Source organism: Aquabacter albus (genome assembly GCF_040049275.1).
Classification (GTDB): Bacteria; Pseudomonadota; Alphaproteobacteria; order Rhizobiales; family Xanthobacteraceae; genus Aquabacter.
Window position 1 is genome coordinate 210,421 of the sequence record NZ_JBDZDT010000007.1, and the last position, 26,397, is coordinate 236,817.

Below are 26,397 nucleotides of genomic sequence, written 5' to 3' on the forward strand. Positions count from 1 at the left end.
GCTGCGTTGTCCAGCGATGCATGCGTTCGAACCCACCCACACCACCCCAGCTCCTGAAGATCCAAGACCGTCTCCGCCGGCACCCCCCGCCCGGCTGCGCGTCGTCACCTACAATGTGCGGCGGTGCTACGGCCTTGACGGGCGCTATTCGCCGGAGCGCATCGCCGAAGTGCTCACAGAAATCCAGGCGGACGTGGTGGCGCTCCAGGAACTGGATGTGAAGCGCGTGCGCAGCGGCGGCATCGATCAGGCGCTTGCCATCGCCTCGGCCCTGCGCATGAACCTGCATTTCCACCCCGCCGTGCGGGTGGTGGAGGAGCTTTATGGCGATGCCATCCTCTCCGCCTTGCCGCTGCGGCTCGTAAAAGCCGGACCGCTGCCCGGCACCGGGGGACCGCTGCGCATCGAGCCGCGCGGCGCGCTCTGGGTGGAAGCAAGCCTTCCGGGCGCGCAGGTGCAGATCATCAACACCCATTTCGGCCTGCTCTCCCGGGAGCGGCTGATCCAGGCGCGGGCCATGCTTGGGCCGGACTGGCTCGGCCATCCCGCCTGCACCGGCCCGGTGGTGCTGCTGGGGGATCTCAATTCCCGGCCGTCCTCGCTCGCCTATCGCCATCTGGCCGCGCGGCTGGAGGATGCCCAGAGATCGGGCGGACGGCGGCCCCTGCCCACCTTTCCCACCCGCTGGCCCGTGCTGCGCATCGACCATGTGTTCGTGGGCGGCGGGATCGAGGTGGAGAATGTGAGAACCCTGCGGGGCGGCATCGCCCGGCGCGCGTCGGACCACGTGCCGCTATGCGTGGACCTCGCCGTGCCGGTGCGGGCGTTGCCGGAACCGGCGCCCGCGCTCGCGGTTGCGGGTGAAGGCAGATGAGCTCCTGGCAGGAGCGCGAGCGCTCGTCGAACTGGGGCGATCTCTGGCGCCGGCTTGGCGGCCTGTTCCAGACCCGAGCGTTCCATGTCGTGTTCGCGCTGGCCGCCGTGGCGCTGGGCACCTTTCTCATTTACCGCTCCCTGAGCCGTTACAGCCTCAATGAGCTGGCATCGGCGGTAGCGGCGGTGCCGCCCTGGCGGGTCGCAGCCAGCGCGGCGTGCGCGGCGGCGAGCTATCTCTGCCTGACGCTGTTCGACTATCTCGGCCTGCGCTATGCGGGCAAGCCGCTGCCTTATCCCAAGGCGGCGCTGGCCTCCTTCGTCAGCCTTTCGCTCGGCCACACCATCGGCCTTGCGGCGCTGTCCTCCGGCGCGGTGCGCTATCGCTATTATTCGCGGTGGGGGCTCGATGCCGGGGACGTGGCGAAAGTCATCGTCTTCTGCGGCATGTCGGTGGGGCTAGGCCTGTCCGGGCTTGCGGGCATCGCGCTTTTCCTCGCGCCCGGGGTGGCACAGGAAATGGCGGGCCTCTCGCGTGGCTCGACTTATGGCCTTGCTTTGGCTTGCCTTGCTTTCCCGGTCGCCTATGTGGCGCTCGCGGCCTTCTGGCGGGCGCCTCTGGTGGTGCGCGGCTGGTCCATGGAGATGCCGGGCGTGAAGCTGGCGCTGGCGCAGGTGGCGGTGGGGATTACCAATTTCGTCTGCGTCGCCGCCTGTCTGCACAATGCTCTGGCCAGCGTGGCGCAGGTGGATTTCGCCTCGGTGACCGCCGCTTATGTGGTCGCCAACGTCGCGACTTTGGTGACCCATGTGCCCGGCGGCCTCGGCGTGATCGAGACGGTGGTGCAGCATCTTCTGCCGGGGGGCGATCTGGTGGGCCCGCTCCTGGTGTTCCGCTTCACCTATTTCCTCGCCCCCCTCGCCCTGGGCACCCTCGGCCTCATCGCCAGTGAAGCGCTGCTGCGGCGGTAGGCGGGGCTCACTGAAGTCCGGGCGCACCTTTCTTCCGAGGGGGCCATTGCAGCTTTCCCCTAGAGAGGCCCGTATGCCGGCGCCGTGCCCCCTCTCCCCGTGGGGGAGAGTGTTGGGGTGAGGGGGAACCACCCTCTCAAGTCCTGAAGCGCCGGAACCCCCTCACCCGCCGCCTGCGGCGTCGACCTCTCCCCCTCGGGGAGAGGTGGGAAATCCTGCCACCCGAGTCTTTTTAGGAAGAGGACGACACGATGCGCTACCCCGCCTTCCGCTTCCTCCGCTTCAGCATCCACAGGGGTTCGAAGGGGCGGGCGGGGTCCAGGAGCCGGGTGGCGAAGACCGGGTGGATCGAGCCCTTGGTGTCGATGGCATCGAAGGCGCGCAGGCCGCGGGCTTTCGTGTTCAGCGCCTCAATGGCGCGCAGCAGCGAGCCTTCCCGCTCCAGTGCCTCCGCCACCTGCGCCGGTGCGGCGCCGAGATGCTCGCCGAGCAGCCGGTTCCGCACGGCGGCGATGGCGGCCCTCTCATTCTCGTCCTTCGCCTCGATGGACATGTCCAGTTCCGTGTCGAGGCCGATGGAGCGGTTGTTGAGGTTGGACGAGCCCACCCTCAGGAAGCAGTCGTCCACCAGGATCAGCTTGGAATGGATCAGCACCGCGCAATCATTCTCGGGGGAGGGAACCACCGGGTGGTAGACGCGGAACCGGTCGAAGCGGTCGGCGCGGGTGAGGCGGCGGATCAGCCGGTCGCGGTTCTCGCCCATGATCATGCGTTCGGGGAGGGTGTGGGTGGCCCGGCTCACCAGCGCCACCACGTCCGGCCCGTCCTTGTCCTTGAGCTTCTCTTCCAGCACGTCGGCGATGAAGCCGGCGGTGAGGTATTGCGCCTCGATGAAGATGGAGCGGCGCGCGGCCCGCAATGCATCCGCCGTGAGCCGGGGGGATTCGCCAATGGCGGCGCGCGGGCCCCATTCCGGCATGGCGCGGGATATGCCGATGTCCACGTCCTCAAAATCCGGGTCGAGATCCCCAGGCCAGAAATCCACCTCATCGGGCCGGAAGGCGACCTCCTCGCCCGTGCCCTCGGCCCAGCGGGTATGGGCGAGGGAGCAGACCGCGCGGGCGGCGTCGCCGTCCATCAGGAGCTGGGTGTCGTGGACCGGGCCATAGGGCGTTCCGCCCGGCGTGAGGCGGCGCGGGTCTTCATAGAGGTGCTCGGGCGTGTCCCAGCGGTCGACGGTGAGGTCCATGCCGCCGACGAAGGCGAGCGCCCCGTCGATGCACACGATCTTCTGGTGGTGCGCGGCATAGAAAGGATGGGTGGTGTCGAGGCGCAGCTGGATGCGCGGGTGCTCCTGCCAGGTATCGCCGATGAGCAATTCCGAAGGCGCGCTCGGCGCATGCACCACTGCGCTGCTCCAGACCAGGATGCGCACATGCAGGTCCGGACGGATCTCCACGAGCTGCCGCAGCAGCCGGCCGAGCGTCGTGTCGTCCGCGTCTGGCCTCAGCTTGATGCGGCCGTCGAAATCCCAGCCGACGATGAGAATGGAGCGCTGCGCCTTGCGCAGCGCGGTGTCGAGCTGGGCGAAATAATTGCAGCCATCCACCAGCAGGGCGGCGCGGCGCGCCCGCGAGAGGCGCCAGCAATTCCAGCCGGGGGAGAGGATGGGGCTGCGATTGTCCTGCCGGCTGCGCTCCACCTTGGCCGTGCGGACAAGCGGAACGGCAAGGCCAGCGGAGGGATCCGCCGTCCGCCTGAGGAGCGAGGGGGTGAGAAAGGGAGACTGCGCCACGATGCTCCTCCGGCAGGGGGTACCGTGAACGAAATTCCGCAGCCCCCTGCTTCGTTCCAGGTCGGCCTGACCTTCGGTGAGGAGAAAATGCCTTTGCGCGCTTTGCCGCCGAGCGGAACCTGCGGCGCGGCTCACGCATTGAGGGCACGAGATCGAAATGCCTCCACGCGCTCCCACCACATCCTTCCGAATGCCCGGCCGGGCCGCGCTGGCCCGCCGCGCCGGGCTCACGCCCGTATCGCCGGAGGCCCTGACGCTCGCGCGCCGCAAGGCGGGGAAAGGCTTTTCCTATCGCGACGCCAAGGGGGGGCCGATCCGCGATCCGGCGCTCGTCCAGCGGCTTGCCGCGCTCGCGGTGCCGCCGGCCTATGAGGATGTGCGTTATGCGGCGGACCCGCGCGCCCATCTCCAGGCGGTGGGCCGAGACGCGGCGGGACGGCTGCAATATCGCTACCATCCGGACTGGGAGAAGGTACGCGAATGGGTGAAGGCCAAGCGCCTCGCCCGCTTTGCCCAGGCGCTTCCCCGGCTGCGGCGGCGGATCGGGCGCGACCTTGCGTCCAAGGAGCCCACTCGCGCCTTCGCGCTGGCCGCAATGGTGGAACTGGTGGCGCTCACCTCCATCCGGGCCGGCGGCGAGGCCTATGCGAAGGAGCGCGGCACGCGCGGCGCTTCCACCCTGATGAAGTCCAACGTCACCATCGAGGGCGAGCGGGTCATCCTGCGCTTCAAGGCCAAAGGCGGGCAGATGCAGACCCGCGAAGTGTGCACGGCGCGCTTTGCCGATGTGATGTCGCGCCTCAAGGCGCTGCCGGGGCGGCGGCTGTTCCAGTATCGCGGAGCGGACGGTGACCTGCATGCGGTGCGCGCCGCCGACGTGAACCTCTATCTGAAGGAGATTTCCGGCGCGCCCATCTCGCTGAAGGATTTCCGCACCCTCGTGGCCTCCGCGGGCGTGCTGGAGACCCTGGCGGCGACCGTGCCGGCGGGCAGCGCGCGTCAAAGGCGGGCCCAGGTGCTGGCCGCCGTGCGCGAGGCGGCGGAGGAATTGGCGAACACGCCCACGGTGTGCCGCAAGAGCTATGTGCACAGCGCCGTCGTCACCGCCTTCGAGGACGGGGCGCTGGAGCGGTTCTCCAAGATCCTGCGGGGCTGCCGCTCGGAACTGAAGCGGGCGCAGGTGCTGGCAGACATCGTCGCCCAGGCGCGGCTCGAACCTGCCGAGGTCTGATCCGTCTTCTTGGTCGCTGGCATTCCGGTCCGCTTGCGGCGAAACTGGACTGAGGCGGTCCCGAGACTGCCCCGGCGGCATTCACCGGCCTGTCAAAATCGGCGGGGATAGTCGCGCGCCTTAGAGCGAAGGGAGAACGCCCATGACGTCCATGCACGGCACATTCGTCTGGTACGAGCTGATGACCACCGACATGGCGGCGGCGGAAGGCTTCTATAAGAACGTCGTCGGCTGGGACACGCGGGATTCCGGCATGCCCGGAATGTCCTACACGCTGCTCTCCACGGGCGGCTCCGACGTTGGCGGCATTATGACCTTGCCCGATCAGGCCAAGCAGATGGGCGCGCCTCCCTCCTGGATCGGCTATGTGGCGGTGGACAATGTGGACACCGCCGCCGCCGCTTATGCCGCCGGCGGCGGCAAGATCTATCGCGACCCGTCCGACATCCCCACCGTCGGCCGCTTCGCCATCGTCGCCGACCCGCAGGGCGCGGTGCTATCGCTGTTCAAGGGCGAGGGAGAGATGCGCCCGCCGCTCGATCCCATGGCGACGCTGGGCGCCGTGGGCTGGCACGAGCTTCTGACGGAAGACCGCGAGAAGGCCTTCACCTTCTATTCCGGCCAGTTCGGCTGGGAGAAGGACACCGCCATGGATATGGGGGAGATGGGCATCTACCAGCTCTGGAAATATGCCGGGGACAGCAACGCCATCGGCGGGATGATGACCCGGCCGCCGGGCGTCCCCGCATCCTTCTGGATGTTCTACTTCACCTGCGATGACATCGACGCTGCTCAGGGTCGCGTGACCGCCGGCGGCGGGCAGGTCGTCAACGGTCCCATGGAAGTGCCGGGCGGGGCCTGGATCTTCCAGGCTATGGACCCCCAGGGCGCCATGTTCTCCATGGTCGGCCCGCGCAAGTAAAACCGGCACGAGTGAATGAGGCGTCATCCCCGGATCATGTCCGGGGATGATTGCGTGTCATGAGGTTTTCCCGGCATCCGCCACCAGCGCCGCATGGATTACGTCCGGCGAGAAGGGCGGGGCGGTGAGGCGCACGCCGGTGGCGTCCCGGATGGCGTTGGCGAGTGCCGGCGCGACCGGATTGTACGGGCTCTCGCTCATGGACTTGGCGCCGAACGGGCCAAGGGCGTCGCAGGTATCCGCGAACAGCACTTCGGTGCGGGGAATGTCCGCGAAGCGGGGCATCAGATAGGAGCGGAAGGAAGGGTTCACCACCGCGCCGCGCGCGTCGATGCGCAAATGCTCGCTCATGGCCGCGCCCAGCGCCTGGGCGACGCCGCCTTCCACCTGCCCCCGGCATTGGTTGGGGTTCATCACCGTCCCCGCATCCGCCGCATGCACGCTCTTCAGGATGCGCAGCTCGCCGGTGACGCGGTTCACGGCCACCTTGAAACCCTGCACGTTGAAGGAGACCGAGCGCGGCGTGCCCTCGGTGCGTCCCTCGGCGGAAAGCGGCGCGCCCGCCGCATGGGCGGCGGCGGCAAGCTCCGCCAAAGGCACGAGCCGCCCCCCGGCGCGAATGCCTGCGGGCTCCAGGGTGCAGAGGGCGGCGCCGGTCCATTCCTTGGCGAAGGCGAGCATGCGCGCTGAGAGGGCGCGGGCGGCGCGCTCGGTGGCGAGGCCCGCCACGACAGTGCCCGTGCTGGCGAAGGCGCCGGTGTCGTGGCCCACATGGTCGGTGTCGGACTGGAGCAGCCGGATGCGGTCCGCCAGCGTGCCGAGGAGGGTCGCGGCGATCTGGAGGTGCACCGTGCTGGTGCCGTTGCCGAACTCGGCCGTGCCGACCGAGAGTTCGTACAGGCCGTCCGGGGCGAGCGCGATGCGTGCGTCGGCGAAATGGCCGTTGGGCGGAATGGTGTCGATCATGGCGGCGGCCATGCCCTGGCCGGTGAGCCAGTCCGCGCCCGGCGGCGCTGGCTCGGCCGCCACGTCGAGCGCCGCCTCCACCATGTCCAGGCACTGGTCGAGCCCGTAGCTGCCCATGGTCACGTCATGGGGGTGGTCGTGATAGGACACAAGCGGATCGCCGGGGCGGACTATGTTGAGCCGCCGCAGGTCGAACGGGTCCATGCCGAGACCCCGCGCGATCTCGTCCATGGCGGATTCAACCGCGAACAGGGTCTGGCTGAGGCCGTATCCCCGGAAAGCGCCGCTCGGCAAGGTGTTGGTGTACACGCAATAGCCGTCCGCCTTCTTGTTGGGGCAGCCATAGAGGATCAGCGCCTCGTTGCAGCTGTGGAACAGCACGCCGGCGCCGTGATTGCCATAGGCGCCGGTATTGGAGAGCACGCGAAGCTGGATGGCGGTGAGCGTGCCGTCCCGCCGCGCGCCCATCTTCACCCGCACCGAGAAGGGATGGCGGCAGGTGGAGGCGGTGAACTGCTCCTCGCGGGTCATCTCGTATTTCACGGGCCGGCCGGTCTTCAGCACGGCGAGGGCGACGATGTCCTCGGTGAGCATCTCCTGCTTGCCGCCGAAGCCGCCGCCCACGCGCTCGCAGAAGACGCGCACCTTCGTGCGGTCCAGGCCGAACAGGGCGGCGAGGGCGTCGCGGGTGAGGAAGGGCGTCTGCGTGGACGAGCGCAAAGTGAGGCGGCCGTCCGGGTCCAGCCAGCCGATGGCGCCGTGGGTTTCCATATGGCCGTGCTGGATGCGCTGGGAGGAATAGGTCTCCTCATGGATGACAGCGGCGGCCGCAAAGCCCGCCTCAACGTCGCCCACCTCCCCATGAAGCTCGCCCACGAGATTTCGCTCCGGCGCCGCGATGCGGGTCGCTGCCGCATCCTTTGGGTGGAGGATCGGCGCCCCGGGGCGGATGGCCGCCTCGGGATCAAAAACGGCGGGCAGCACGTCGTAATCAACGACCAGCCGGCGGCATCCTTCCTCCGCCGCCGCCTCGCTCTCCGCCACCACCGCCGCCACGCGCTGGCCGATGAAGCGCACCACATGATCGAGGATGCGGGTGTCATCCACATCGTCCTGGGGGATCTGGTGGCGGGCGGTGGAGAAAAGGGTACTGGGGGCATCCTCATGGGTGAGCACGGCGATGACGCCGGGCACCTGCAGCGCTCGTGCCGTGTCGATGCCGGTGATGCGGGCATGGGGATGGGGCGAGCGCAGGATCTTCAGGTGGGTGAGGCCGGGGGGCGCCACATCCATGGTGTAGCGCACAGCACCCGTGACGATGCCGAGGCCGGCGGGGGCGGGCAGGCTCCGCCGGCAGGCGGCACCCGGCTCCGGCGCCTCCACATTCACCACGCCGGAGATGGCATCGGCGATGCTGCGATAGCCGTTGCAGCGGCAGAGATTGCCCTTGAGCGCGGTCGACAGGTCGGCGCGCTGGGCCTGGTTGAGGCTTGCCGCGGTCATGATCATGCCGGCGGTGCAGAAGCCGCACTGGAATCCCTGGGCCGCGAGGAAGTCGCGCTGCATGGGGTGGAGCACGCCATCTTGGGCGAGGCCCTCGATGGTGAGGATCTCCCGTTCTTCGGCGCGGAAGGCGGGATAAAGGCAGCTATGGATGGGCTCGCCGTCCACATGCACCGTGCAGGCACCGCAATCGCCCGTGTCGCAGCCCTTCTTCACGCCGAACCAGCCGAGATCGCGAAGGAGCGTGCGCAGGCATTGGCCGGGGCGGGGCTCGGCCTCCTGGAGGGCGCCGTTCACGCGCAGCCTCATGGGGTGGCCTTGTTCTGAGGCGTGCCGTGGGTTCTTTCGGTTAGATGCAGGGTGATCAGATCCATTGCCTTACCGCGTGCGAAGCGAAAATCTTGGGAAGCAAGAACCGTTCCCTAAAGGCAATTTCCGTTCGGCCGCGCTGGTCTTCGAGGAGGGCGTCATTCCCTCTCCCGTTTGCGGGGGAGGGTTAGGGAGCGGGCACCTCAAGCAGAGCGAGGTCGCGATGATCTGAGAGGGCGGCATTCCCCCTCCCCAGCCCTCCCCCGCAAGCGGGAGAGGGAGCCAGTCTCAGCCCAGCGCCCGCAGCTCCCGCCTTAAAATCTTCCCCGTCGCCGTCATGGGCAGCGCCGCCGTGAACGCCACGTGCCGGGGATATTCGTGGGCCGACAGGCGCTCGCGCACATGCTGCTGGATGTCGGCCACCAAAGCGTCCGAGCCTTCATGGCCGTTTTTCAGCACGATCCAGGCTTTCACCGCCTCGGTGCGCACGGGGTCGGGAATGCCCACAACCGCCACCATGGCCACCGCCGGGTGCTTGAGGATGCAGTCCTCGATCTCCCCCGGCCCGATGCGATAGCCGGCCGAGGTGATGACATCGTCGGAACGGCTGACATACCAGAGATAGCCGTCCTCATCCTGCCGGCCGAGATCGCCGGTGAGGAGGAAGTCGCCTGCGAACTTCGCCGCGGTGGCCTCGGGATTGCGCCAGTATTCCAGCATCATCACCGGGTCGCCCTTGCGGATACCGATATGGCCTTCCGTGCCTGTCGGCACTTCCCGTCCGTCCCCGTCCACGATGCGGACGTCATGGCCCGGAATGGGTTTGCCCATGGCGCCGGCGCGGATGGGGAAATAGGTGGAATTGGAGCCCACCACCAGATTGCACTCGGTCTGCCCGTAAATCTCCCGCGCCTCGACGCCGAGCCGCTCGCGCACGAAGGCGCCCAGCTCGGCACCCAGGCTCTCACCGCCCGTGAGGAGCGAGCGCAGCTTGAGGCCGGGATTGCGCACATCCGCCTGCCGCAACAGCTTCAAGGCGGTGGGTGGCAGGAAGACGTTGCGCACCTCCTGGGCCGCCATGAGCGCCATGGCCGCCTCGGGATCGAACTTCTTCGCGCGATAGGCGAGCACCGGCACGCCCAGATGGAGCGAGGGGAAGAGAACGTCGAACAGACCGCCGATCCAGGCCCAGTCGGCGGGCGTCCAGTGCAGGTCGCCGGGCTGGGGCATGCCTTCGTGGATGAAGGAGATGCAGGGCAGGTGGCCGAGGAGGATGCGATGGCCGTGCAGGGCGCCCTTGGGATTTCCCGTGGTGCCCGAGGTGAAGATGATGATGGCCGGGTCGTCGGGCCCCGTATTCACGGGCGTGAAGCGGTCCGTGGCCTGGGCGAGGGCGGCATCGAAGGAGAGTTCGGCCACGCGGTCCGGGCCGGTGACGTATACGTGCGTCAGGGCCGGCAGGCCGTGGCGGATGCGCGAGAGCTTGGCGAGGCCGGCCACGTCCGTCACCAGCACCTTCGCGCCGGACGCCGCGAGCCGGTATTCCAGCGCCTCGTCGCCGAACAAGGTGAAAAGCGGCACCGAGACCATGCCGGCCTTGAAGGCGCCGAGATGCGCGATGGCGGTCTCCGGCGCCTGAGGCAGGAACACGCCCACCCGGTCGCCGCGCTTCAGGCCGGCGGCCACCAGCACATTGGCGAAGCGGTTGGTGAGGCGGGCGAGGTCGTCGAAGGAAAAGCGCGTCACCGCGCCGTCCTCCTCCACGAAGATCAGCGCCGTCTTGCCCGCGCCCGTCCCATGCACGTCCACGCAGGCCACGCCCATATTGAGGCGCGCCGGGATCTGCCAGCGAAAAGTGCGAACCAGATCCTCATAGGTCTGGGGCATTTGGCGTTTCCTCTCCTCGAAGGATCTTAGCAGGAAAGGCTCAGCAGGCCGCTCCGGCAAGACTCCCCGTAGGCCCATCTGCGTAGGCCTTGCGGAAACAATCGAACGTTCTTTTCTCATCCCGTCAAGGGGCGCCCCTGAGGGAATGCCGTCATGGCCGGGCTTGTCCCGGCCATCCACGGGGCTCCGCTAGGTGCGGGCCAAGGGGTGAGGCGTGGATGCCCGGGACAAGCCCGGGCATGACAAATGTAAAGAGTTAAGCCAGCGTCACGCCACCAGCCCGATGGCGCCCTGAGCCTTCTCGCGGATGGCGGAGATGTTGGCGCGGTAGCCCTCGATGCCGCCCTTGAACACGGCGGAGCCCGCCACCAGCACGTCCGCGCCCGCCTTGGCGCAGAGTGCGCCGGTCTGAGGGTTCACGCCGCCATCCACCTCGATGCGGATGTCGCGCCCGCGCACCATGTCGCGGATGCGCTCGATCTTGGGCAGCACATCGGGGATGAAGGTCTGCCCGCCGAAGCCGGGGTTCACGCTCATCACGCAGATGAGGTCCACCTTGTCGAGCACGTACTGGATGGCGCTCTCGTGGGTGGCCGGGTTCAGCGCCACGCCGGCCTTCTTGCCGAGGCCGCGGATCACCTGGAGGCAGCGGTCGAGATGGTCGGTCGCCTCCACCTGCACGGTGATGATGTCCGCCCCCGCCGCCGCGAAGGCTTCGAGATAGGGCTCCACCGGGGAGATCATGAGGTGCGTATCGAACACCTTGTCGGTGTAGCGCCGCAGCGACCGGATGATATCGGGCCCGAACGTGATGTTGGGCACGAAATGGCCGTCCATCACGTCGAGATGGATATAGTCCGCCCCCGCCGCCGCGACATCGCGCACCTCCTCGCCCAGGCGCGAGAAGTCGGACGCGAGGATGGAGGGGGCGATCAGCGGCAGGTTCATCATGTCTCTCCGGCGGCGCCCCTTATGTAGGAAGGCGGCGCCCAGTCTCAATAATAGGAGGCGATCTTCGCCACTTCGTCCTTGGAGCCGAACACCAGCGGGATGCGCTGGTGCAGCTTCTCGGGCTGGATGTCGAGGATGCGGGTCTTGCCGTCGGTGGCGGCGCCATTGGCCTGCTCGGTGATGAAGGCGACGGGGTTCGCCTCATAGATCAGCCGCAGACGGCCCTGCTCGTAGCCCTTCCGCTTGTCGCCCGTGTAGAGATACACGCCGCCGCGGGTGAAGATGCGGAAGGCATCGGCCACCATGGAGCCGACCCAGCGCATGTTGAAGTCCTTAGCCCTGGGGCCGTCCTTGCCGGCAAGGCAATCGTCGATATAGGCGCGCATGGGGGTGTCCCAGTGGCGCATGTTCGACTGGTTGACGCCGTATTCCTTGGTCTGGGCGGGGATCTCGACGGCGGCCTTGGCGAGGATGAAGTCGCCGCTCGCCCGGTCGAGGGCAAATACCTGCGTGCCCGCGCCGAGGGTGGAGACCAGAACGGTAGACGGGCCGTAGATGAGGAAGCCGGCGGCGAGTTGGGCCGACCCCTTCTGCTTCAGCGCGTCCACCGGGTCCGGGAACTGCGCGGCGGAATAGGGCAGGATGGAATAGATGGTGCCCACCGAGACATTGGTGTCGATGTTGGAGGAGCCGTCCAGCGGGTCCACCGCCACCACCAGCGAGCCAACGTCGTTCAGCGGAATGGGGGTCTCGCTCTCCTCGGACCCCAGGAAGGCCACCGGCGCCTGCTTCAGCTTGGCGATGATGACCTCCTCGGAGATCACGTCCAGCTCCTTCTGGGCATCGCCGCCGGCATTGGCCTCATCGCCCATGATCTTGGCGAAATGGTCGGCCAGCGGGCCCTGCGCCACGAGATCGGCGATGGCGATGCCGGCTTCCGCGATGCGCTCGACAGCGGCGGCCACCGCCTGCTTCTGAGGATCGCTGCCGGCGAAGTCGCGCAGGAACGCCTGGAGGGTCACGCTCACCTTGTCTCTCCTTGTGCCGCAACAGGCGCCCTTATGGCGCATGTGGGCGGAGGCGTCGAGGGTGGGCAGGGGCCGTTGTCCCGGACAAGCGAAAGCGCAGCTTGAGCGCAGATCCGGGACCCAGCGCGGGACTCCGGCGAAGCCGGCAATGAGCGACCAGCGTGCAAGCGCCATCGCCGCGTGGCGGCTCCGGCTGGTTGAAGCGCCTTCGGCCGTCCTTTGCGCTGGGTCCCGGGTTGCATTCCGCGCCTTCGGCGCTGCATGCCCCAGGACAAGCTCCTACCGCCGCCGATAGATCTCCACCCCCACATCCCCGAACACGCCGGTAATGGGCGCTCCGGGCTTGTGGACCACCACCCGCACCTGCTCGACCTGCGCGAAATGGTCCAGGACGCGCATGGCGATGCGCTCCGCCAGGGTCTCGATGAGCCGCACGGGCGCGGTCTCCACCGCCGCGCGCACGTGGTCATAGACCTCCTGGTAGGAGACGGTGAGCGACACGTCGTCGGCCCAGGCGGCGGGGCGGGTGTCGTGCCACCAGTCCACATCTACCACGAAGCGCTGTCCGATCTCCTGCTCGGCCTTCTTCAGGCCGTGCCGGGCGTAGAAGGGCAGGTCGCGCAGGAACACGCGGTCTCCGCGCGGCGGGGCTGCGGCCACCAGCGTTTCCGGTTCGGGCGCGGCGAGAGAGCCGGGGTCGGTGGGATCCATCATGGCGTCACGTTCAGGCTGGAATCATGAAATCGGCTGGCGTTTGCCGGCGAAAGGCATCTTTGCATCAGAAAATGCCCGAGGTCCAAATGAGGCCGGGCAGGGTGTTCAGGATGCCGCGCCGTCCCCGCCCGGCAGGCCGAGGCGCTGGCGCACTTCCGCGAGCCGCGCATCGGCGCCGGCCCGGGCGGCCTCCAGGGTCGCGCCGTGCGCTTTGACGGTGCAGACCGGCGCGCCCTCGGGGATGACCGTGCCCGCCGCCGTGCGGTCGCGCACTTCGGGCGGCCAGTCGCCGTTGGGGATCATCACCTGATGGTCGGCATAGAGGATCGCCGCGGCCATCACCTCCTTGGGCGAAGGCAGAGCCTGCGGCAGCTTTCCCCCGCAGGCGGCGAGGTGCAGCGCCAGAAGCGGCGGCATGGGGTCCACGTCGAAGATTTCGAGGCTGGCGCCGGGGCGCGGGTTCACCTCCAGCAGCCACCACTCGGTGGGCGCGATCATGAGGTCGAAGGAGATGAGGCCCACCAGCCCGCACAAGGTGGCGATCTTCGTGGCCGCCGCGAGGATTGCGGGGCCATGGCCGTGCGGAAGGGCCACCGGGCCGGCGGCGCCGCCATAGCGGAAGGGCCGGTCCGGGGTGGGGTCGAGCCATTGGCGCACTGCGCCCACCGCCCGCGCTTCCTTGCCATTGGAGAGGAGGAGCAGCGAATAGGTCTCTCCCTCCACCTGCCGCTCCAGATAATAATCCGGTGCCGGCGGTGAGATGTCCCCCGGCGCGCGGGGATGGATATGGAAGCCGGCCGTGCCGCCGATGCGCTTTTCCAGCAGCGGCGCCGTGAGAAGCTCGCCCGTCGGCGCTTCCAGGGTGATGGCGGGGAAGGGAATGCCCAGATGCCCGCAAAGGGCGGCCAGCGCGATGGGGTCCTTCAGCACCCGCACCGTCTCGGCCATGTTGCCGAGAATGGGGTTGCGCTCGCCGATGCGCTGCATGAGCGCGGTGTCGTGCTCGAACCCGCCGCCCAGCACCACGGGAAGGCCGGGCGGGGAGAGCGAGGCGAGCGCCTGCAGAAGATCATCGCCGTCGAACGCGAAGCCGTCCTTCTTGTGCACCCGCACGCAGCGCGCCGCATGGGCGCAGGTGTCGAGATCGGCGAACAGATCGAGCGCGAGCGCCGCAAGGCCGGCGCGGGCGGCGCTGGCGGCAAGCGGGCGGGCAGACAAAGCGATGATGGCAAGGTCCATGGGATCACTCCGCCGGAGGAAAGACCGCCGCGGCCGAAGGCGGCACGGGTGATCAGGAAGCGAGGGCCGCCTTGAGCATTTCGGCGTGCTGGGCCAGCACGGCCATGTCTTCCTTGAAGCTCGCAGCCGGCTTCATGGGCTCGCCCTCATGGCGCGGGATCACATGCACATGCAGGTGGAACACCACCTGCCCGCCGGCCGGCTCGCTGAACTGCTGCACCGTCACGCCGTCGGCCTTGAAGACGGCCTTTCCGGCCCTGGCCACCTTCTGGGCGATCTTCGCCACGTAAGCGAGGTCGTCGGGATCGATGTCCAGGATATTGCGGGAGGGCGCCTTGGGAATCACCAGCGTATGGCCGGGGCAGCGCGGCATGATGTCGAGGAAGGCGAGCGCGCGATCATCCTCATAGACTTTGAAGGCGGGGAGCTCTCCGCGCAGGATCTTGGCGAAGATGTTCTGGGGATCGTAGGCGTCGCTCATGAAGGGCCCTCCCATGCCTGTGACGGTTCGCATCGCAGGCGCGGGGCCGGGGGTCAACCCCCCGCCTTCATTGCTGACGCTGGCTCTGTCCCTGGCGGTCCTTCGACGGGCAGCGCGCATCGCATGCCGACACCGTCTCGCGGGCATTGAGGCCGAGGCCCTTGAGCACGGATACGCCAAGGGAATCCAGCCCCACCGCAAGGCGCACATAGGCTTCCGTGGCGCAGAGCGAGCGGCCGCAATCGAACGCGACCCAGCCGATCTTCGGCACATGGGCCTCCGCCCATTCCCGCGCTTCTCCCGTGCCTTCCTCGTCAGCCACGTAGCCGGACACATGGCGCGCCGGAATGCCGAGATGGTGGGCCGCGGCGGTGAAGAGGTGGGTGAGGCCGCCCGGGCATCCCGACTTTGCCTCCAGCACCTCGGCGGCGGCGCGCGCGGGCACCTCCAGCGCGCGCTCCGTTTCCTCCACCGCCTCGTTGATGGCGTTCATCAAGGCGTGGAGCCGGCCAAGCTCGTCCTTCGCCTCGGCGCGCACGAGATCGGCAAAGGCGACGATATCCTGGGTCAGCTCGGTGAGGGGAGTCGGGCGCAAGAAGAGCGAGGGGGGAAAACGCTCCATCGTGCCCCGGACGATGCCGCTCGTGTCCTGGGTATCCACCTCGCCGGCGGCGGTGAGGATGATCTCCTCGCCGGGCGCCTCCACCGAGAAGGTATGGGCGAGATTTCCGAACGCGTCTTCCTGGGGGTACAGCCGGCAGTCCGGCTGCACGTCGAGCGACCAGCGGTGGACATATTGTCCGTAATGGTTTCGCGGGGTGATGCGGATGGACGCAATGGCCGTACGCATCCCCGGTTCCAGCCGGTGCACCACTTCATGCCGCACCCGAACGCGCATCGCTTCCTCGTTGAACGGGGCGACGCCGGGCGCCGCGCCTCAGGTAAGATACTGCTCGGTGATCTCCGCACCTAGCTTGTTGTTGTCGGAGATGAAGTCCGAGATGAATTCGTGCAGCCCGGTCTGAAACACGTCTTCGATGGATTGGTTGCTTAAACGCGCCCGGGTCGAGCGGGCCAGGCGCTGGGCCGGACCCTGCCGGCCATAGGCGTCGGCGATGTCGTCGAGAGAATGCGTCAGATTCTCATAACAACTTGCCAACGAGCGGGGCATGGCGCGGTTGAGCATGAGGAGGTCCGCCACCAGCCAGGGCTTCACCGAGTCCCGGTAGACCCAATGGAAGGCGGTGAGCGCGGAGACCGAGCGCAGGATGGAGGCCCACTGGAAATAGTCCAGCGGCCCGCCGACCTTCTCCTTCTCCGGCAGCAGCACGTGATACTTCACGTCGAGGATGCGGGCGGTGTTGTCGGCGCGCTCCATATAGGTGCCGGTGCGCGCGAACCAGAAGGCATCGTTGCGCAGCATGGTGCGGTGCATGGCCCCATCGAAGCGCATCGCGGCTTCCTTCACGAAGGCGAGGAAGCGTGTCAGCTCGTCCCGCGAGAGCGCGCGGTCGGGGAAGGCGCGCAGCTCGATCCAGGACGAGTTGATGGCGTCCCACATCTCCGAGGTGAGCGCGGTGCGGACCGAACGCGCATTGGTGCGGGCCGCCTCGAAGCAGTTGCGGATGGAGGTGGGGTTCTCCGGGTCGAGGGCGAGGAAGGAGACCACATTCTCCTCGCTCGCCTTCTCGATGGGCCCGTGCTTCTCGATGAACTGGTCGGCGCAGCCTGAGGTGAGCACCACGGAGCTCCACTCATTGGTGGAGCCGCCATAGGTCACCGGCATGTAGGAGAGGCGCTGGGCCACATCGAGAATGCGCGCGAGGCAATCCGCGCGCTCCACGTAGCGGGTCAGCCAGTAGATGTTGTCGGCGGTGCGGGAAAGCATGATGGGCCCGTCTGTCGAATGGCAGGTGGCGGCGCCGGAGGCACCGGTTTCAGGTGTCGAGAACCCAGGTGTCCTTGGTGCCGCCGCCCTGGCTGGAATTCACCACCAGCGACCCTTCCTTCATGGCGACGCGGGTGAGCCCGCCGGGCACGATGCGCACCCGGTCGCTCCCCGAGAGGATGAACGGCCGAAGGTCCACATGGCGCGGCGCCACGCCTTCCTCCACCAGCGTCGGGCAGGTGGAGAGGGCAAGGGTCGGCTGGGCGATGAAATTGGCCGGGTCGTGCTTCAGCTTGGCGCGGAACACCTCGATCTGCGCCTTGTCCGACTTCGGCCCCACCAGCATGCCGTAGCCGCCCGAGCCGTGGACTTCCTTCACCACCAGTTCCTCCAGGTGGTCGAGCACGTATTTCAGGTGCTCCGGCTCCCGGCAGCGCCAGGTGGGCACGTTGGGCAGGATGGGCTCCTCGCCGAGATAGAAGCGGATGATCTCCGGCATGTAGGAATAGACCGCCTTGTCGTCGGCCACGCCCGTGCCCACTGCATTGGTGAGGGTGACGTTGCCGGACAGATAGGCGCCCATGAGGCCGGGCACGCCGAGCACGCTGTCGGGCCGGAAGGCGAGGGGGTCGAGGAAGTCGTCGTCGAGCCGGCGGTAGATCACGTCCACCCGCTTCGGACCCTCCGTGGTGCGCATATAGACCACGTTGTCCTTCACGAAGAGGTCGCGGCCTTCCACCAGATCCACGCCCAGCTTGTCGGCGAGGAAGGAGTGCTCGTAATAGGCGGAATTGTAGATGCCGGGGGTGAGGATCGCGACATTCGGCTCGGACCCGCCGCGCGGGGAGAGGGAGCGGAGCGTCGCCAGGAGGTCGTCGGCATATTTGTCGACCGGGGCCACCTTGTGCATGGAGAACAGCTCGGGGAACAGCCGCAGCATGATCTCCCGGTTCTCCAGCATGTAGGACACGCCGGACGGGGTGCGCGCGTTGTCCTCTAGCACATAGAAGGTGTCGGGATCGGTGCGCACGATGTCGATGCCGGCGATGTGCACATAAAGGTCGTGCGGCACCTTCTGGCCGTTCATCTCCGGGCGGAAGGCGGGGTTCTGGTAGACCAGCTCCTCCGGCACGATGCCGGCGCGCAGCACATCGCGCTTGCCGTAGACGTCGTTGATATAGAGGTTGAGCGCCTTCACCCGCTGCTCCAGCCCCTTGGCGAGGCCGGTCCATTCGTCATGGGTGATGATGCGCGGGACGATGTCGAACGGGATCAGCCGTTCCTGCGAATTCTGCTCCCCATAGACCGCGAACGTGATGCCGATGCGGCGGAAGATGAACTCCGCTTCCTTGCGGCGCTGGTTGAGCACGTCGTGCGGGACTTTCTTCAGCCAGCTATCGAGCGCTTCATAGGCTTGACGGACTGCGCCGTCTTCACCGGACATCTCGTCGAATATACGCCGCATCTGGACTGCCACTCCGCTTCGCTTCAGCCTATGTACAAACATCGTGCCAAGGAAGAGGAAAGCGCGCTAAGGCCATGCCAGGGTTAAGCTGCCGGCAAGGCTGCTGAAATCATGGGCACATGGCGCGTCGGTGGCGCCGTACCGGGCAAGGGAGACTGACATGGAAGAGGCACAGGGCGCGCAAACGATCACGGCCGCGATCCTGGTGATTGGCGACGAGATTCTCTCCGGCCGGACCAAGGACAAGAATATCGGCCACATCGCCGAGCGGCTCACCGATATCGGCATCGATCTGCGCGAAGTGCGGGTGGTGCCTGATGTGGAGGAGGAGATCGTCGCGGCACTGAACGCCATGCGGGCCCGCTACACCTATGTCTTCACCACCGGCGGCATCGGCCCGACCCATGACGACATCACGGCGGATGCGGTGGCGAAGGCGTTCGGCGTCTCCATCGACGTGGACCCGCGGGCGCGCGCCATGCTCCTGGAATATATCGCCGAGAAGGACCTGAACGAGGCGCGCCTGCGCATGGCGCGCGTCCCGGCGGGGGCGGAGCTGGTGGTGAACTCGGTCTCCAAGGCGCCCGGCTTCAATATCGGCAATGTCTATGTGATGGCCGGGGTGCCGCGCATCATGCACGCCATGCTGGAGGCCATCATCCCCACGCTGAAGACCGGCGCGCCCATGCTCTCGGAGACCGTGCGGGCCGATGCCAAGGAAGGGGACATCGCCGCGCCGCTCGGCGATATCGCCAAGCGCTATCCGGACGTGGCCATCGGCTCCTATCCGTTCATGGACGACAACGGCCCCAACACCAACATCGTCGTGCGCTCCCGCTCCCGCGAGCGGGTGGAGGAGGTGCGCGACCTGGTGGCTGCCATGGTGGCGCGGCGCTGAGGTTTTCCGGCAACGCTGACGCTGGTTGAATTCGGGCGCGGCGCGCACAAGCGTTGCGCGCCGCGCCCCCGCTTCCCAAATGGAATGTGAGCGCCTCTCCCGCCATTTTCATCCCGCCTGCCGGAGCATTGCCCATGAACACCATGAAGTTCGGCCATGGACAGCCCTATACGCGGGTGGAAGACCCGGCCCTCCTGACGGGCGCCGGCCGCTATGTGGGGGATGCGGCGGCGGCGGTGGGGGCCGCGGCGGCCTATGTGGTGCGCTCGCCCCATGCGCATGCGCGCTTTGCCATCAATGACGTGGACTTCGTGCGCGCCATGCCGGGCGTCCGCCTCGTGCTCACCGCGGTGGATATCGAGAAGCTCGGCGGCATGCCCATCGGCGCCGTGATCCCGGTGGTGGGCGAGCAGCATCTTTGGAAGCCGCACCGCCCCATCCTCGCCCATGGGGTGGCACGCCATGTGGGCGACGCCATCGCCTTCATCGTCGCCGACACGCTCGACCAGGCCCGCGATGCCGCCGAGGCGCTGAAAGTGGATTGGGACCCCCTCGACGCGGTGGTGGACATGGAGGCGGCCATGGCAGACGGCGCGCCGCTGGTGTGGGCCGAGCGCGCCCACAACATCGCCTTCACCAGCGAGCTGGGCGCGGCGGGGCCGGTGGCGGAGGCGTTCGCCAAGGCCGCCCGCATCGTGCGCCTCAAGCTCGTGAACAACCGTGTCGTGACCAATTATCTGGAACCGCGCGGGGTGCTCGCCGAGGTGGAGGAGACCGGCCGGGTGCGGCTCACCCTCGGCAGCCAGGGCAGCCACCGGCTGCGCGACGCCATCGCCGAGAAGATCCTCCACTGGCCGCGCGAGGACTTGCGGGTCATCACCCCCGACGTGGGCGGCGGCTTCGGCACCAAGATGTTCCCGTTCGTGGAATATCCCCTGGCAGCGCTGGCCGCGCGCATGCTCGGCGCGCCGCTCGCCTGGCTGTCGGACCGCAACGAGCATTTCCAGGCGGATAGCCACGGCCGCGACAACATCACCACCGCCGAACTGGCGCTGGACAAGGACGGCCGCTTCCTGGGGCTGAAGGTGGACACCCTCGCGAACATGGGCGCCTACCTCAATTATTTCGGCCCCTTCGTGCCGGTGGGCGGCGCGCGCATGCTGCCGGGCGTCTACGATATCCGCGCCTTCCACGCCCGTATCCGGGGCATCTACACCCACACCGTGCCCGTGGATGCCTATCGCGGCGCCGGCCGCCCCGAGGCGGCCTATGTGATCGAGCGCCTCGTGGACGCCGCCGCCCGCGAGACGGGTATCGCACCGGAGGAACTGCGCCGGCGCAACTTCATCGCGCCTTCCGCCATGCCCTACCAGACCGCCTCCGGCCGGCTCTATGACAGCGGTGAGTTCGACGGGCACATGACCCGTGCGCTCTCCGTCGCCGACCAGAAGGGCTTTTCCGCCCGCGCGGACGAGGCGGCCAAGGCCGGCAAGCTGCGCGGCTTCGGCTTTGCCACTTATATCGAGGCGTGCGGCGGCGGCCTGCCGGAGCCCGCCTTCCTGCGGCTGGAGAAGGACGGGCATATCCGGCTCAAGATCGGCTCTCAGTCCAGCGGCCAGGGCCACAAGACCGCTTATGCCCACCTTGCCGCCGCGCACCTGAAGGTTCCTTTGGAACAGGTGGAGGTGCTGCAAGGCGACACGGACGACCTGCCCGAAGGCCACGGCACAGGCGGCTCGCGCTCCATCCCCGTGGGCGGCGCGGCGGTGGCGGGCGCGGCGCGGCGGCTTGCCGAGAAGCTGCGCTCGCTGGGCGCCGACGCGCTGGAGGCGGACGAAGGCGATATCGAGTTGGTGGATGGTGGCGTGGAAGTGGCCGGCACCGACCGGCGCCTGGACTTCGCTGACCTTGCCGCTCTGCCCGAGGCGCGGGAGGACAGGATCTCTGCGCAGGACGCCTTCACCCCGCCCGAGGCCACCTATCCCAATGGTACCCATGTCTGCGAGGTGGAGATCGACCCCGCGACCGGCGTGGTGGAGGTCATGACCTATGTGGTCGTGGACGATTTCGGCGCGGTGGTGACGCCGGCCTTGCTGGAAGGCCAGGTGCAGGGCGGCATCGTCCAGGGCATCGGCCAGGCGCTTCTGGAGCGCACGGTTTATGACGAGGGCGGCCAGCTCCTCACCGCCAGCTTCATGGATTATGCGCTGCCGCGCGCCGAGGACATCCCGCACATCCATTTCGAGACCCGCAACGTGCCCTGCGCCACCAATCCGCTCGGCGTGAAGGGGGCGGGGGAGGCGGGGACCATCGGCTCCTGCCCGGCGGTGATGAATGCGGTGGTGGACGCGCTCTGGCGCAGCCACCGCATCGCCCATCTCGACATGCCCGCCACCCCGGCGGCAGTGTTCGCGGCCATTGAGGCCGCGGAAGGCCGGCCCGCCTCCGCGACCTGAACCGGCGTGCTTAACCTATCTTCCGGGCCGTGTTTGCGGCGTGTGCAAGCCTGGAATACATATGTCTCATATGAGATAAAAATCTCATGGGGGCATCGTGGCCGGTCAGAAAAAGTTCGAGCGCGTCGCGCAAAAGCAGAAAACCCGTCAGTCGCTGCTGGATGCGGCGCGCATCCTTCTGGATGAAGGCCATTCGCCCACGGTGACGGAGGCGGCGGACAAGGCCGGCATCTCCCGGGCCACCGCCTACCGTTATTTCTCCACGCCCGAGGCGCTGGCGCAGGAGGCGGTGCTGGAGCGGCTCGGCGCCGAGATGGACAGCATCGTCTTCGCCATGTCCAAGAGCGCCGAGCCTGAGGATGCGGCGGCGGAGGCGATCTCGCGCATCCTCGCCATGGTGGTGCGCAATGAGGCGCTGTTCCGCGCCTACCTCTCCCTGGTGGCGAGCGGGGAACGGGCGTCGAACCGGGATACGCGGCGCGTCCGCTGGCTCACCACGGCTCTGGCGCCGCTCGCGGGCGGCCTGCCCAAGGCCCGGTTCGAGCGGCTGGTGAATGCATTGTCGGTGCTCGCCGGCATCGAGGCGCTGGTGGTGCTGAAGGATGTCTGCGCGCTCGACCCGGAAAAGACCGAGGAGACGGTGCGCTGGATGGTGCGCGCGCTGGTGAAGACGACGCTGGACGAATAAGAGGGCGCCCGCGGATGGATCGGCGAAGCCGCCGATCCCGAAGCGCCGCATCAGACATCCGTCTCTCAAACGGACCGCGTGATGCCCCCGTCCACCCGGATATTCTGCCCGGTGATGTAGCCCGCCCCCGGAGAGGCGAGGAAGGCGATGGTCCTGGCGATCTCCTCGCTCCTGCCGTAGCGCCCCATGGGGATGCGGGAGCGGAATTCCGCTTTCTCCGGCAGGCTGTCGATAAAGCCGGGGAGCACGTTGTTCATTCGCACATTGTCGGCGGCATACTGGTCCGAGAACAGCTTGGTGAAGGCGGCAAGGCCGGACCGGAACACGCCCGACGTGGGGAACACGGGGTCGGGCTCGAAGGCGGCGAAGGTCGAGATATTGATGATCACCCCGGATTTCTGGCCCACCATGATGGGCGTGACCAGCCGGGTCGGCCTGATGACGTTCATGAGATAGACGTCCAGGCCACGGTGCCAGTCCTCGTCTGTGAGGTCGAGGATCGGCCCGCGCGGCCCGTGGCCGGCGCTGTTGACCAGCACGTCCACGCGCCCCCATTTATCGGCCGCCGCATCCACCAGCCGCTTCAGGTCGTCATTGGACTGGTTGGACCCCGTGACGCCGATGCCGCCCAGCTCCTCGGCGAGCTTTTCCCCTTTGCCGGAGGAGGAGAGGATGGCGACCTTGAAGCCATCGGCGGCGAGCTGGCGCGCCGCGTCGGCGCCCATTCCGCTGCCGCCAGCGGTGACGATGGCCACTTTTTCATCAGACATATCAATGCTTCCGTCAGATCATGCGCCGCCCGGGCACGGGGACGGCTACATTAGAGCAACCGTCCGCCGAGACCACCGTGCGCTCACTTCCCCAGCCCCGCCATGCGCGGCAGCCACAGGGTCAGCTCGGGAATGTAGGTGATGGCGATGAGCGCCAGCATCAGTGGCACCAGCCAGGGCAGGATGGCGATGGTGGTGCGCTCCACCGAGAGCTTCGCCACCCGCGCCAGCACGAACAGCACCATGCCGAGGGGCGGGTGCAGCAGCCCGATCATCAGGTTCAGCGTCATCACCAGCCCGAAATGGATCGGGTCGATGCCGAGCTTCAGCACGATGGGCAGAAGGATCGGCACCAGGATGGTGATGGCGGCGATGGTGTCGATGAAGCAGCCCACGAACAGGATGAGCAGGTTCGCCAGCAGCAGGAACACCCATTTGTTCTGGGTGAAGCCGAGGATGGCGTCCGAGAGCAGTTGCGCCGCCTGGCTGGCGGTGAGCAGCCACGCGAAGATGGACGCCGCGGTGACGATGAACAGCACCGAGGCGGTGGTCTCGATGGTGTCGAACGTCGCCTTGGCGAGGGCCTTCATGGTCATGGAGCGGTAGCGCACGAGGCCGAGGAAGAGCGACCAGATCACCGCCGCCACTGCCGCCTCCGTAGGCGTGAACCAGCCCAGCGTCATGCCGCCGATGAGGATGACCGGTGCCATCAGCGCCATCACGGCGGAGAAGTCGAAATACCAGTCCGCCGCCAGCAGCGCGGCGAGCGAGATCATCACCGCCTGATTGGTGGTGAGCCCCAAAGCGGTGAGGATGTAGACGCCCAGCGGGAAGCAGGCGACCACGAGGATCTCGACGCCCGCCCCGCCGAGCCTGCGCCAGGAGAATTTGGCATCGCTCCCCCAGCCGTTGCGATGGGCGAAATAGGCCACGGTCCCCATCATCAGCAGGGTCATGACCACGCCGGGGATCACGCCCCCTAAGAACAGCGCGCCGATGGAGACGTTGGCGAGCATGCCGTAGATCACGAACGGCAGCGAGGGCGGGATGATGGGCCCCAGCGTCGCCGAGGCGGCGGTCACGCCCACCGCGAACTCGGTGGAATAGCCATGGTCCTTCATGGCCTTGATCTCGATGGTGCCGAGCCCCGCCGCGTCCGCAATCGCGGTGCCGGACATGCCGGAGAAGATCACCGAGCCGATGATGTTCACCTGGCCGAGGCCGCCCCGCATCCAGCCCACGAGGGCCACCGCGAAGGAATAGATACGCCCCGTCACCCCGGCGATGTTCATGAGGTTGCCGGCAAGGATGAAGAAGGGCACGGCGAGCAGGGGGAAGCTCTCCACGCCCGCGATCATGCGCTGCGCGATCACCACGTCGGGCGCCGTGCCGGTGACGAGGATGTAGAGGAGCGATGAGCCGGCCAGCGCGAGCGCCACTGGCACGCCGATGAGCATGAGGCCGAGAAAGGCGCCGATCAGGAGCCACATGTCACGCCTCCGTCCCGTCGAAGGCTTCCGGCCGCTCAAGGGCCGAATAGCCGCGCCTGAGGTCGGCGATGGCGACCTGGATGGAGCGCCCCAGCATCAGCACGAAGCCGGCGAAGACGGCGTAATAGAGGATGCTCTTGGGCGCATCGACCATCACCATGGGCTCCTCGCCCACGAGGCCCACATAGCGCCACAGGAGCCAGACCCCGTAGGCGAAGAACAGGATGCGCACGATGTCCACGATGATCGCGAGGCCGCGCCCCACCGGGGCGGGGAGGAAGCGGTAGAGGAGATCCACCTGGATGTGGCGGGAGAGGCGCACGCACATGGACGCGCCCAGGAACACCACCACCACGAGGGAATAGCTGGCCAGCTCCTCGGTCCAGGCGAAGCTGTCGTTCAGCACGTAGCGGGTGAAGAACTGGGTGAAGACCAGCCCCGCCATGGCCCAGAACACAAGCAGCGTGATCCAGTCCTCCGGCGCATAGGGCGAGAGGTCGACGGGGGCTTCCTGATCGAAGGTTTCGGCGAGCTCGGCGCCGGTGACTTTGGTGTGGACCTCTGCGAGGTGCGCCTGTTCGGCCATGGCGTGTCCGGGTGTTGGGGGCATTGCAGGTGACTACAGGCCGTCATCCCCGGGCTTGACCCGGGGATCTCCCGGAGGCCCAGAAGATGGCCGGGTCAAGCCCGGCCATGACGATGTGAGGGCGCGGGGATGCCCGCCGATCACATGGTGCTCTTCAGCGCCTGGATGCGGTCCCAGTCCGCCTTGCGGTAGCCGAGGCTCTCGAAGGAGATGTTCTTCATCACCGTGTCCTTGAAGCCCTCTGTGTCCACCTCGACGATGGTGAGGCCCTTCTGCTTGAAGATGTCGAGCAGCTCCTTCTCGCGCGCGGCCACTTCGGCGGTCGCCTTCGCGGCGGCTTCCAGCGTCACCTCGGAGAAGATCTTGCGGTCCTCCGGCGAGAGCTTGTCCCACAGGCTCTTGGACATGATGGTGTTGAGGTGGTCCACGATGTGCCCGGTGAGAATGATGTTCTTCTGCACCTCGTAGAACTTCTTCGCCTCGATGGTGGTGAGCGGGTTCTCCTGCGCATCCACCGTCCCGTTCTGGAGCGCGAGATACACTTCGGCAAAAGCGATGGGGGCGATGTTGGCGCTGCACGCCTTGGGCATGGCGAGATAGGCCGGGGCGTCCGGCACGCGGATCTTCAGGCCCTTCATCTCCGCGCAGGTCTTGAACATCTTGTTCGAGGTGGCCTGGCGCACGCCGTAATAGGTCACGGCGACGATGTGGTTGCCGGTCTTGTCCTCATAGCCCTTGGCGAGGTCCTTGAAGACGTCGCTCTTGGCATAAGCGAGGAGATGGTTCGCATCCCGGAAGGTGTAGGGATAATAGGTCACGCCGATGGGCGGGTAGGCCTTCGCCGCAAAGCTCGACCCGGAAATGATCATGTCCACGGTGCCCAGCGTCAGGCCCTGGTTGATGTCGCTCTCCTTGCCGAGCTGGGAGGAGGGATAGACATCGATCTGGTAGCGGCCGTTGGTGCGCTTGGCGATCTCGCCGGCGGCCCAGACGGAGGCCGTGTGGAACGGCTCGGCGGGCTCGTAGACATGGGCCCATTTCAGCTTGGTCTGCGCCTCGGCGATCCCACTGAGCGAGAGCGCCGCACCGAGCGCAAGCGCAGCCATCAGGCCGCGATGAAGAGCGGTCATGGTTTTCCTCCACAGTTCCGGCTTTGAGTTTGGCGTGCCGGTTTAAATCGATTTGAACAGGAGCCGGGGGCCGCCTGTCAATCACTGCCATGGTACTATGGAGGGACGTTGGGGCAAGGGTGGAAAATCTGAAGGCACGCCCGCTGGAACAGCCT

22 protein-coding genes are annotated in these 26,397 nt (G+C 67.4%); 7 read left to right on the forward strand and 15 right to left on the reverse strand.

Annotated features, from left to right (window positions below; all coding sequences use genetic code 11):
* The first annotated feature begins 16 nt into the window (after window positions 1-16).
* Window positions 17-874, forward strand: coding sequence for an endonuclease/exonuclease/phosphatase family protein (locus ABLE91_RS19035; RefSeq protein ID WP_348933364.1), 858 nt, complete (start codon window positions 17-19; stop codon window positions 872-874).
* Window positions 871-1,845, forward strand: a complete 975-nt coding sequence (locus tag ABLE91_RS19040; RefSeq protein ID WP_348933365.1) for a lysylphosphatidylglycerol synthase domain-containing protein — start codon at window positions 871-873, stop codon at window positions 1,843-1,845. Before ABLE91_RS19035 ends, ABLE91_RS19040 begins: the two co-directional genes overlap by 4 nt.
* A gap of 256 nt (window positions 1,846-2,101) precedes the next feature.
* Here ABLE91_RS19040 and ABLE91_RS19045 read toward each other — a convergent pair whose 3' ends face one another.
* Window positions 2,102-3,640 carry a phospholipase D-like domain-containing protein gene (locus ABLE91_RS19045; RefSeq protein WP_348933367.1) on the reverse strand — a complete coding sequence of 513 codons (1,539 nt, stop codon included), beginning with the start codon at window positions 3,638-3,640 and terminating at the stop codon, window positions 2,102-2,104.
* A 190-nt stretch (window positions 3,641-3,830) separates the two neighbouring features.
* Between ABLE91_RS19045 and ABLE91_RS19050 the strand changes: the two genes are divergently transcribed.
* On the forward strand, window positions 3,831-4,871 hold the full coding sequence (locus ABLE91_RS19050) for a DNA topoisomerase IB (protein WP_348933369.1): 1,041 nt from the start codon (window positions 3,831-3,833) through the stop codon (window positions 4,869-4,871).
* Window positions 4,872-5,022: 151 nt separating this feature from the next.
* Window positions 5,023-5,793 carry a VOC family protein gene (locus ABLE91_RS19055; RefSeq protein WP_348933752.1) on the forward strand — a complete coding sequence of 257 codons (771 nt, stop codon included), beginning with the start codon at window positions 5,023-5,025 and terminating at the stop codon, window positions 5,791-5,793.
* A 57-nt stretch (window positions 5,794-5,850) separates the two neighbouring features.
* Here the strand turns inward: ABLE91_RS19055 and ABLE91_RS19060 are convergent, their stop codons facing one another.
* The 10 genes from ABLE91_RS19060 to ABLE91_RS19105 all read right to left on the reverse strand — a co-directional run bounded on the left by ABLE91_RS19060 (window position 5,851) and on the right by ABLE91_RS19105 (window position 18,224).
* Entirely contained in the window at window positions 5,851-8,571 is a 2,721-nt protein-coding gene (locus ABLE91_RS19060) for a molybdopterin-dependent oxidoreductase (protein WP_348933371.1), read from the reverse strand.
* Between the two features lie 288 nt (window positions 8,572-8,859).
* A complete protein-coding gene (locus ABLE91_RS19065) occupies window positions 8,860-10,458 on the reverse strand; it encodes an acyl-CoA synthetase (protein ID WP_348933372.1) in 1,599 nt (532 codons plus the stop codon).
* A gap of 267 nt (window positions 10,459-10,725) precedes the next feature.
* Window positions 10,726-11,406, reverse strand: a complete 681-nt coding sequence (gene rpe / locus ABLE91_RS19070) for a ribulose-phosphate 3-epimerase (protein ID WP_348933373.1) — start codon at window positions 11,404-11,406, stop codon at window positions 10,726-10,728.
* Between the two features lie 47 nt (window positions 11,407-11,453).
* A complete protein-coding gene (locus ABLE91_RS19075; RefSeq protein ID WP_348933375.1) occupies window positions 11,454-12,437 on the reverse strand; it encodes a class 1 fructose-bisphosphatase in 984 nt (327 codons plus the stop codon).
* Between the two features lie 279 nt (window positions 12,438-12,716).
* The gene (gene folB, locus ABLE91_RS19080; RefSeq protein ID WP_348933377.1) at window positions 12,717-13,151 is read right to left on the reverse strand and encodes a dihydroneopterin aldolase; all 435 of its coding nucleotides are present in this window, start codon (window positions 13,149-13,151) and stop codon (window positions 12,717-12,719) included.
* A gap of 105 nt (window positions 13,152-13,256) precedes the next feature.
* Complete coding sequence (locus ABLE91_RS19085) at window positions 13,257-14,390, reverse strand: ATP-grasp domain-containing protein (RefSeq protein WP_348933378.1); 1,134 nt, start codon at window positions 14,388-14,390, stop codon at window positions 13,257-13,259.
* 52 nt (window positions 14,391-14,442) lie between these two features.
* Entirely contained in the window at window positions 14,443-14,871 is a 429-nt protein-coding gene (locus tag ABLE91_RS19090) for an HIT family protein (RefSeq protein WP_348933380.1), read from the reverse strand.
* Between the two features lie 67 nt (window positions 14,872-14,938).
* Window positions 14,939-15,769 (reverse strand): transglutaminase family protein, encoded by an 831-nt coding sequence (locus ABLE91_RS19095; protein WP_348933382.1) that lies wholly within the window; start codon window positions 15,767-15,769, stop codon window positions 14,939-14,941.
* A gap of 39 nt (window positions 15,770-15,808) precedes the next feature.
* On the reverse strand, window positions 15,809-16,759 hold the full coding sequence (locus ABLE91_RS19100) for an alpha-E domain-containing protein (RefSeq protein ID WP_348933384.1): 951 nt from the start codon (window positions 16,757-16,759) through the stop codon (window positions 15,809-15,811).
* Between the two features lie 49 nt (window positions 16,760-16,808).
* On the reverse strand, window positions 16,809-18,224 hold the full coding sequence (locus ABLE91_RS19105) for a circularly permuted type 2 ATP-grasp protein (protein ID WP_348933385.1): 1,416 nt from the start codon (window positions 18,222-18,224) through the stop codon (window positions 16,809-16,811).
* 160 nt (window positions 18,225-18,384) lie between these two features.
* Between ABLE91_RS19105 and ABLE91_RS19110 the strand changes: the two genes are divergently transcribed.
* From ABLE91_RS19110 to ABLE91_RS19120, 3 genes are all read left to right on the forward strand, one after another.
* Complete coding sequence (locus tag ABLE91_RS19110; RefSeq protein WP_348933387.1) at window positions 18,385-19,122, forward strand: competence/damage-inducible protein A; 738 nt, start codon at window positions 18,385-18,387, stop codon at window positions 19,120-19,122.
* 134 nt (window positions 19,123-19,256) lie between these two features.
* A complete protein-coding gene (locus ABLE91_RS19115; protein WP_348933389.1) occupies window positions 19,257-21,578 on the forward strand; it encodes a xanthine dehydrogenase family protein molybdopterin-binding subunit in 2,322 nt (773 codons plus the stop codon).
* Window positions 21,579-21,675: 97 nt separating this feature from the next.
* A complete protein-coding gene (locus ABLE91_RS19120) occupies window positions 21,676-22,266 on the forward strand; it encodes a TetR/AcrR family transcriptional regulator (RefSeq protein WP_348933391.1) in 591 nt (196 codons plus the stop codon).
* 65 nt (window positions 22,267-22,331) lie between these two features.
* On the opposite strand, the gene ABLE91_RS19125 is transcribed toward ABLE91_RS19120, so the two are convergent.
* From ABLE91_RS19125 to ABLE91_RS19140, 4 genes are all read right to left on the reverse strand, one after another.
* Complete coding sequence (locus ABLE91_RS19125) at window positions 22,332-23,036, reverse strand: SDR family oxidoreductase (protein WP_348933393.1); 705 nt, start codon at window positions 23,034-23,036, stop codon at window positions 22,332-22,334.
* Between the two features lie 83 nt (window positions 23,037-23,119).
* Window positions 23,120-24,526 (reverse strand): TRAP transporter large permease, encoded by a 1,407-nt coding sequence (locus ABLE91_RS19130; RefSeq protein WP_348933394.1) that lies wholly within the window; start codon window positions 24,524-24,526, stop codon window positions 23,120-23,122.
* Between the two features lies 1 nt (window position 24,527).
* Window positions 24,528-25,112, reverse strand: a complete 585-nt coding sequence (locus ABLE91_RS19135) for a TRAP transporter small permease (protein WP_348933396.1) — start codon at window positions 25,110-25,112, stop codon at window positions 24,528-24,530.
* Between the two features lie 140 nt (window positions 25,113-25,252).
* Window positions 25,253-26,218: a sialic acid TRAP transporter substrate-binding protein SiaP gene (locus tag ABLE91_RS19140; RefSeq protein ID WP_348933753.1), complete on the reverse strand. Its 966-nt coding sequence runs from the start codon at window positions 26,216-26,218 to the stop codon at window positions 25,253-25,255.
* Window positions 26,219-26,397: the final 179 nt, after the last annotated feature.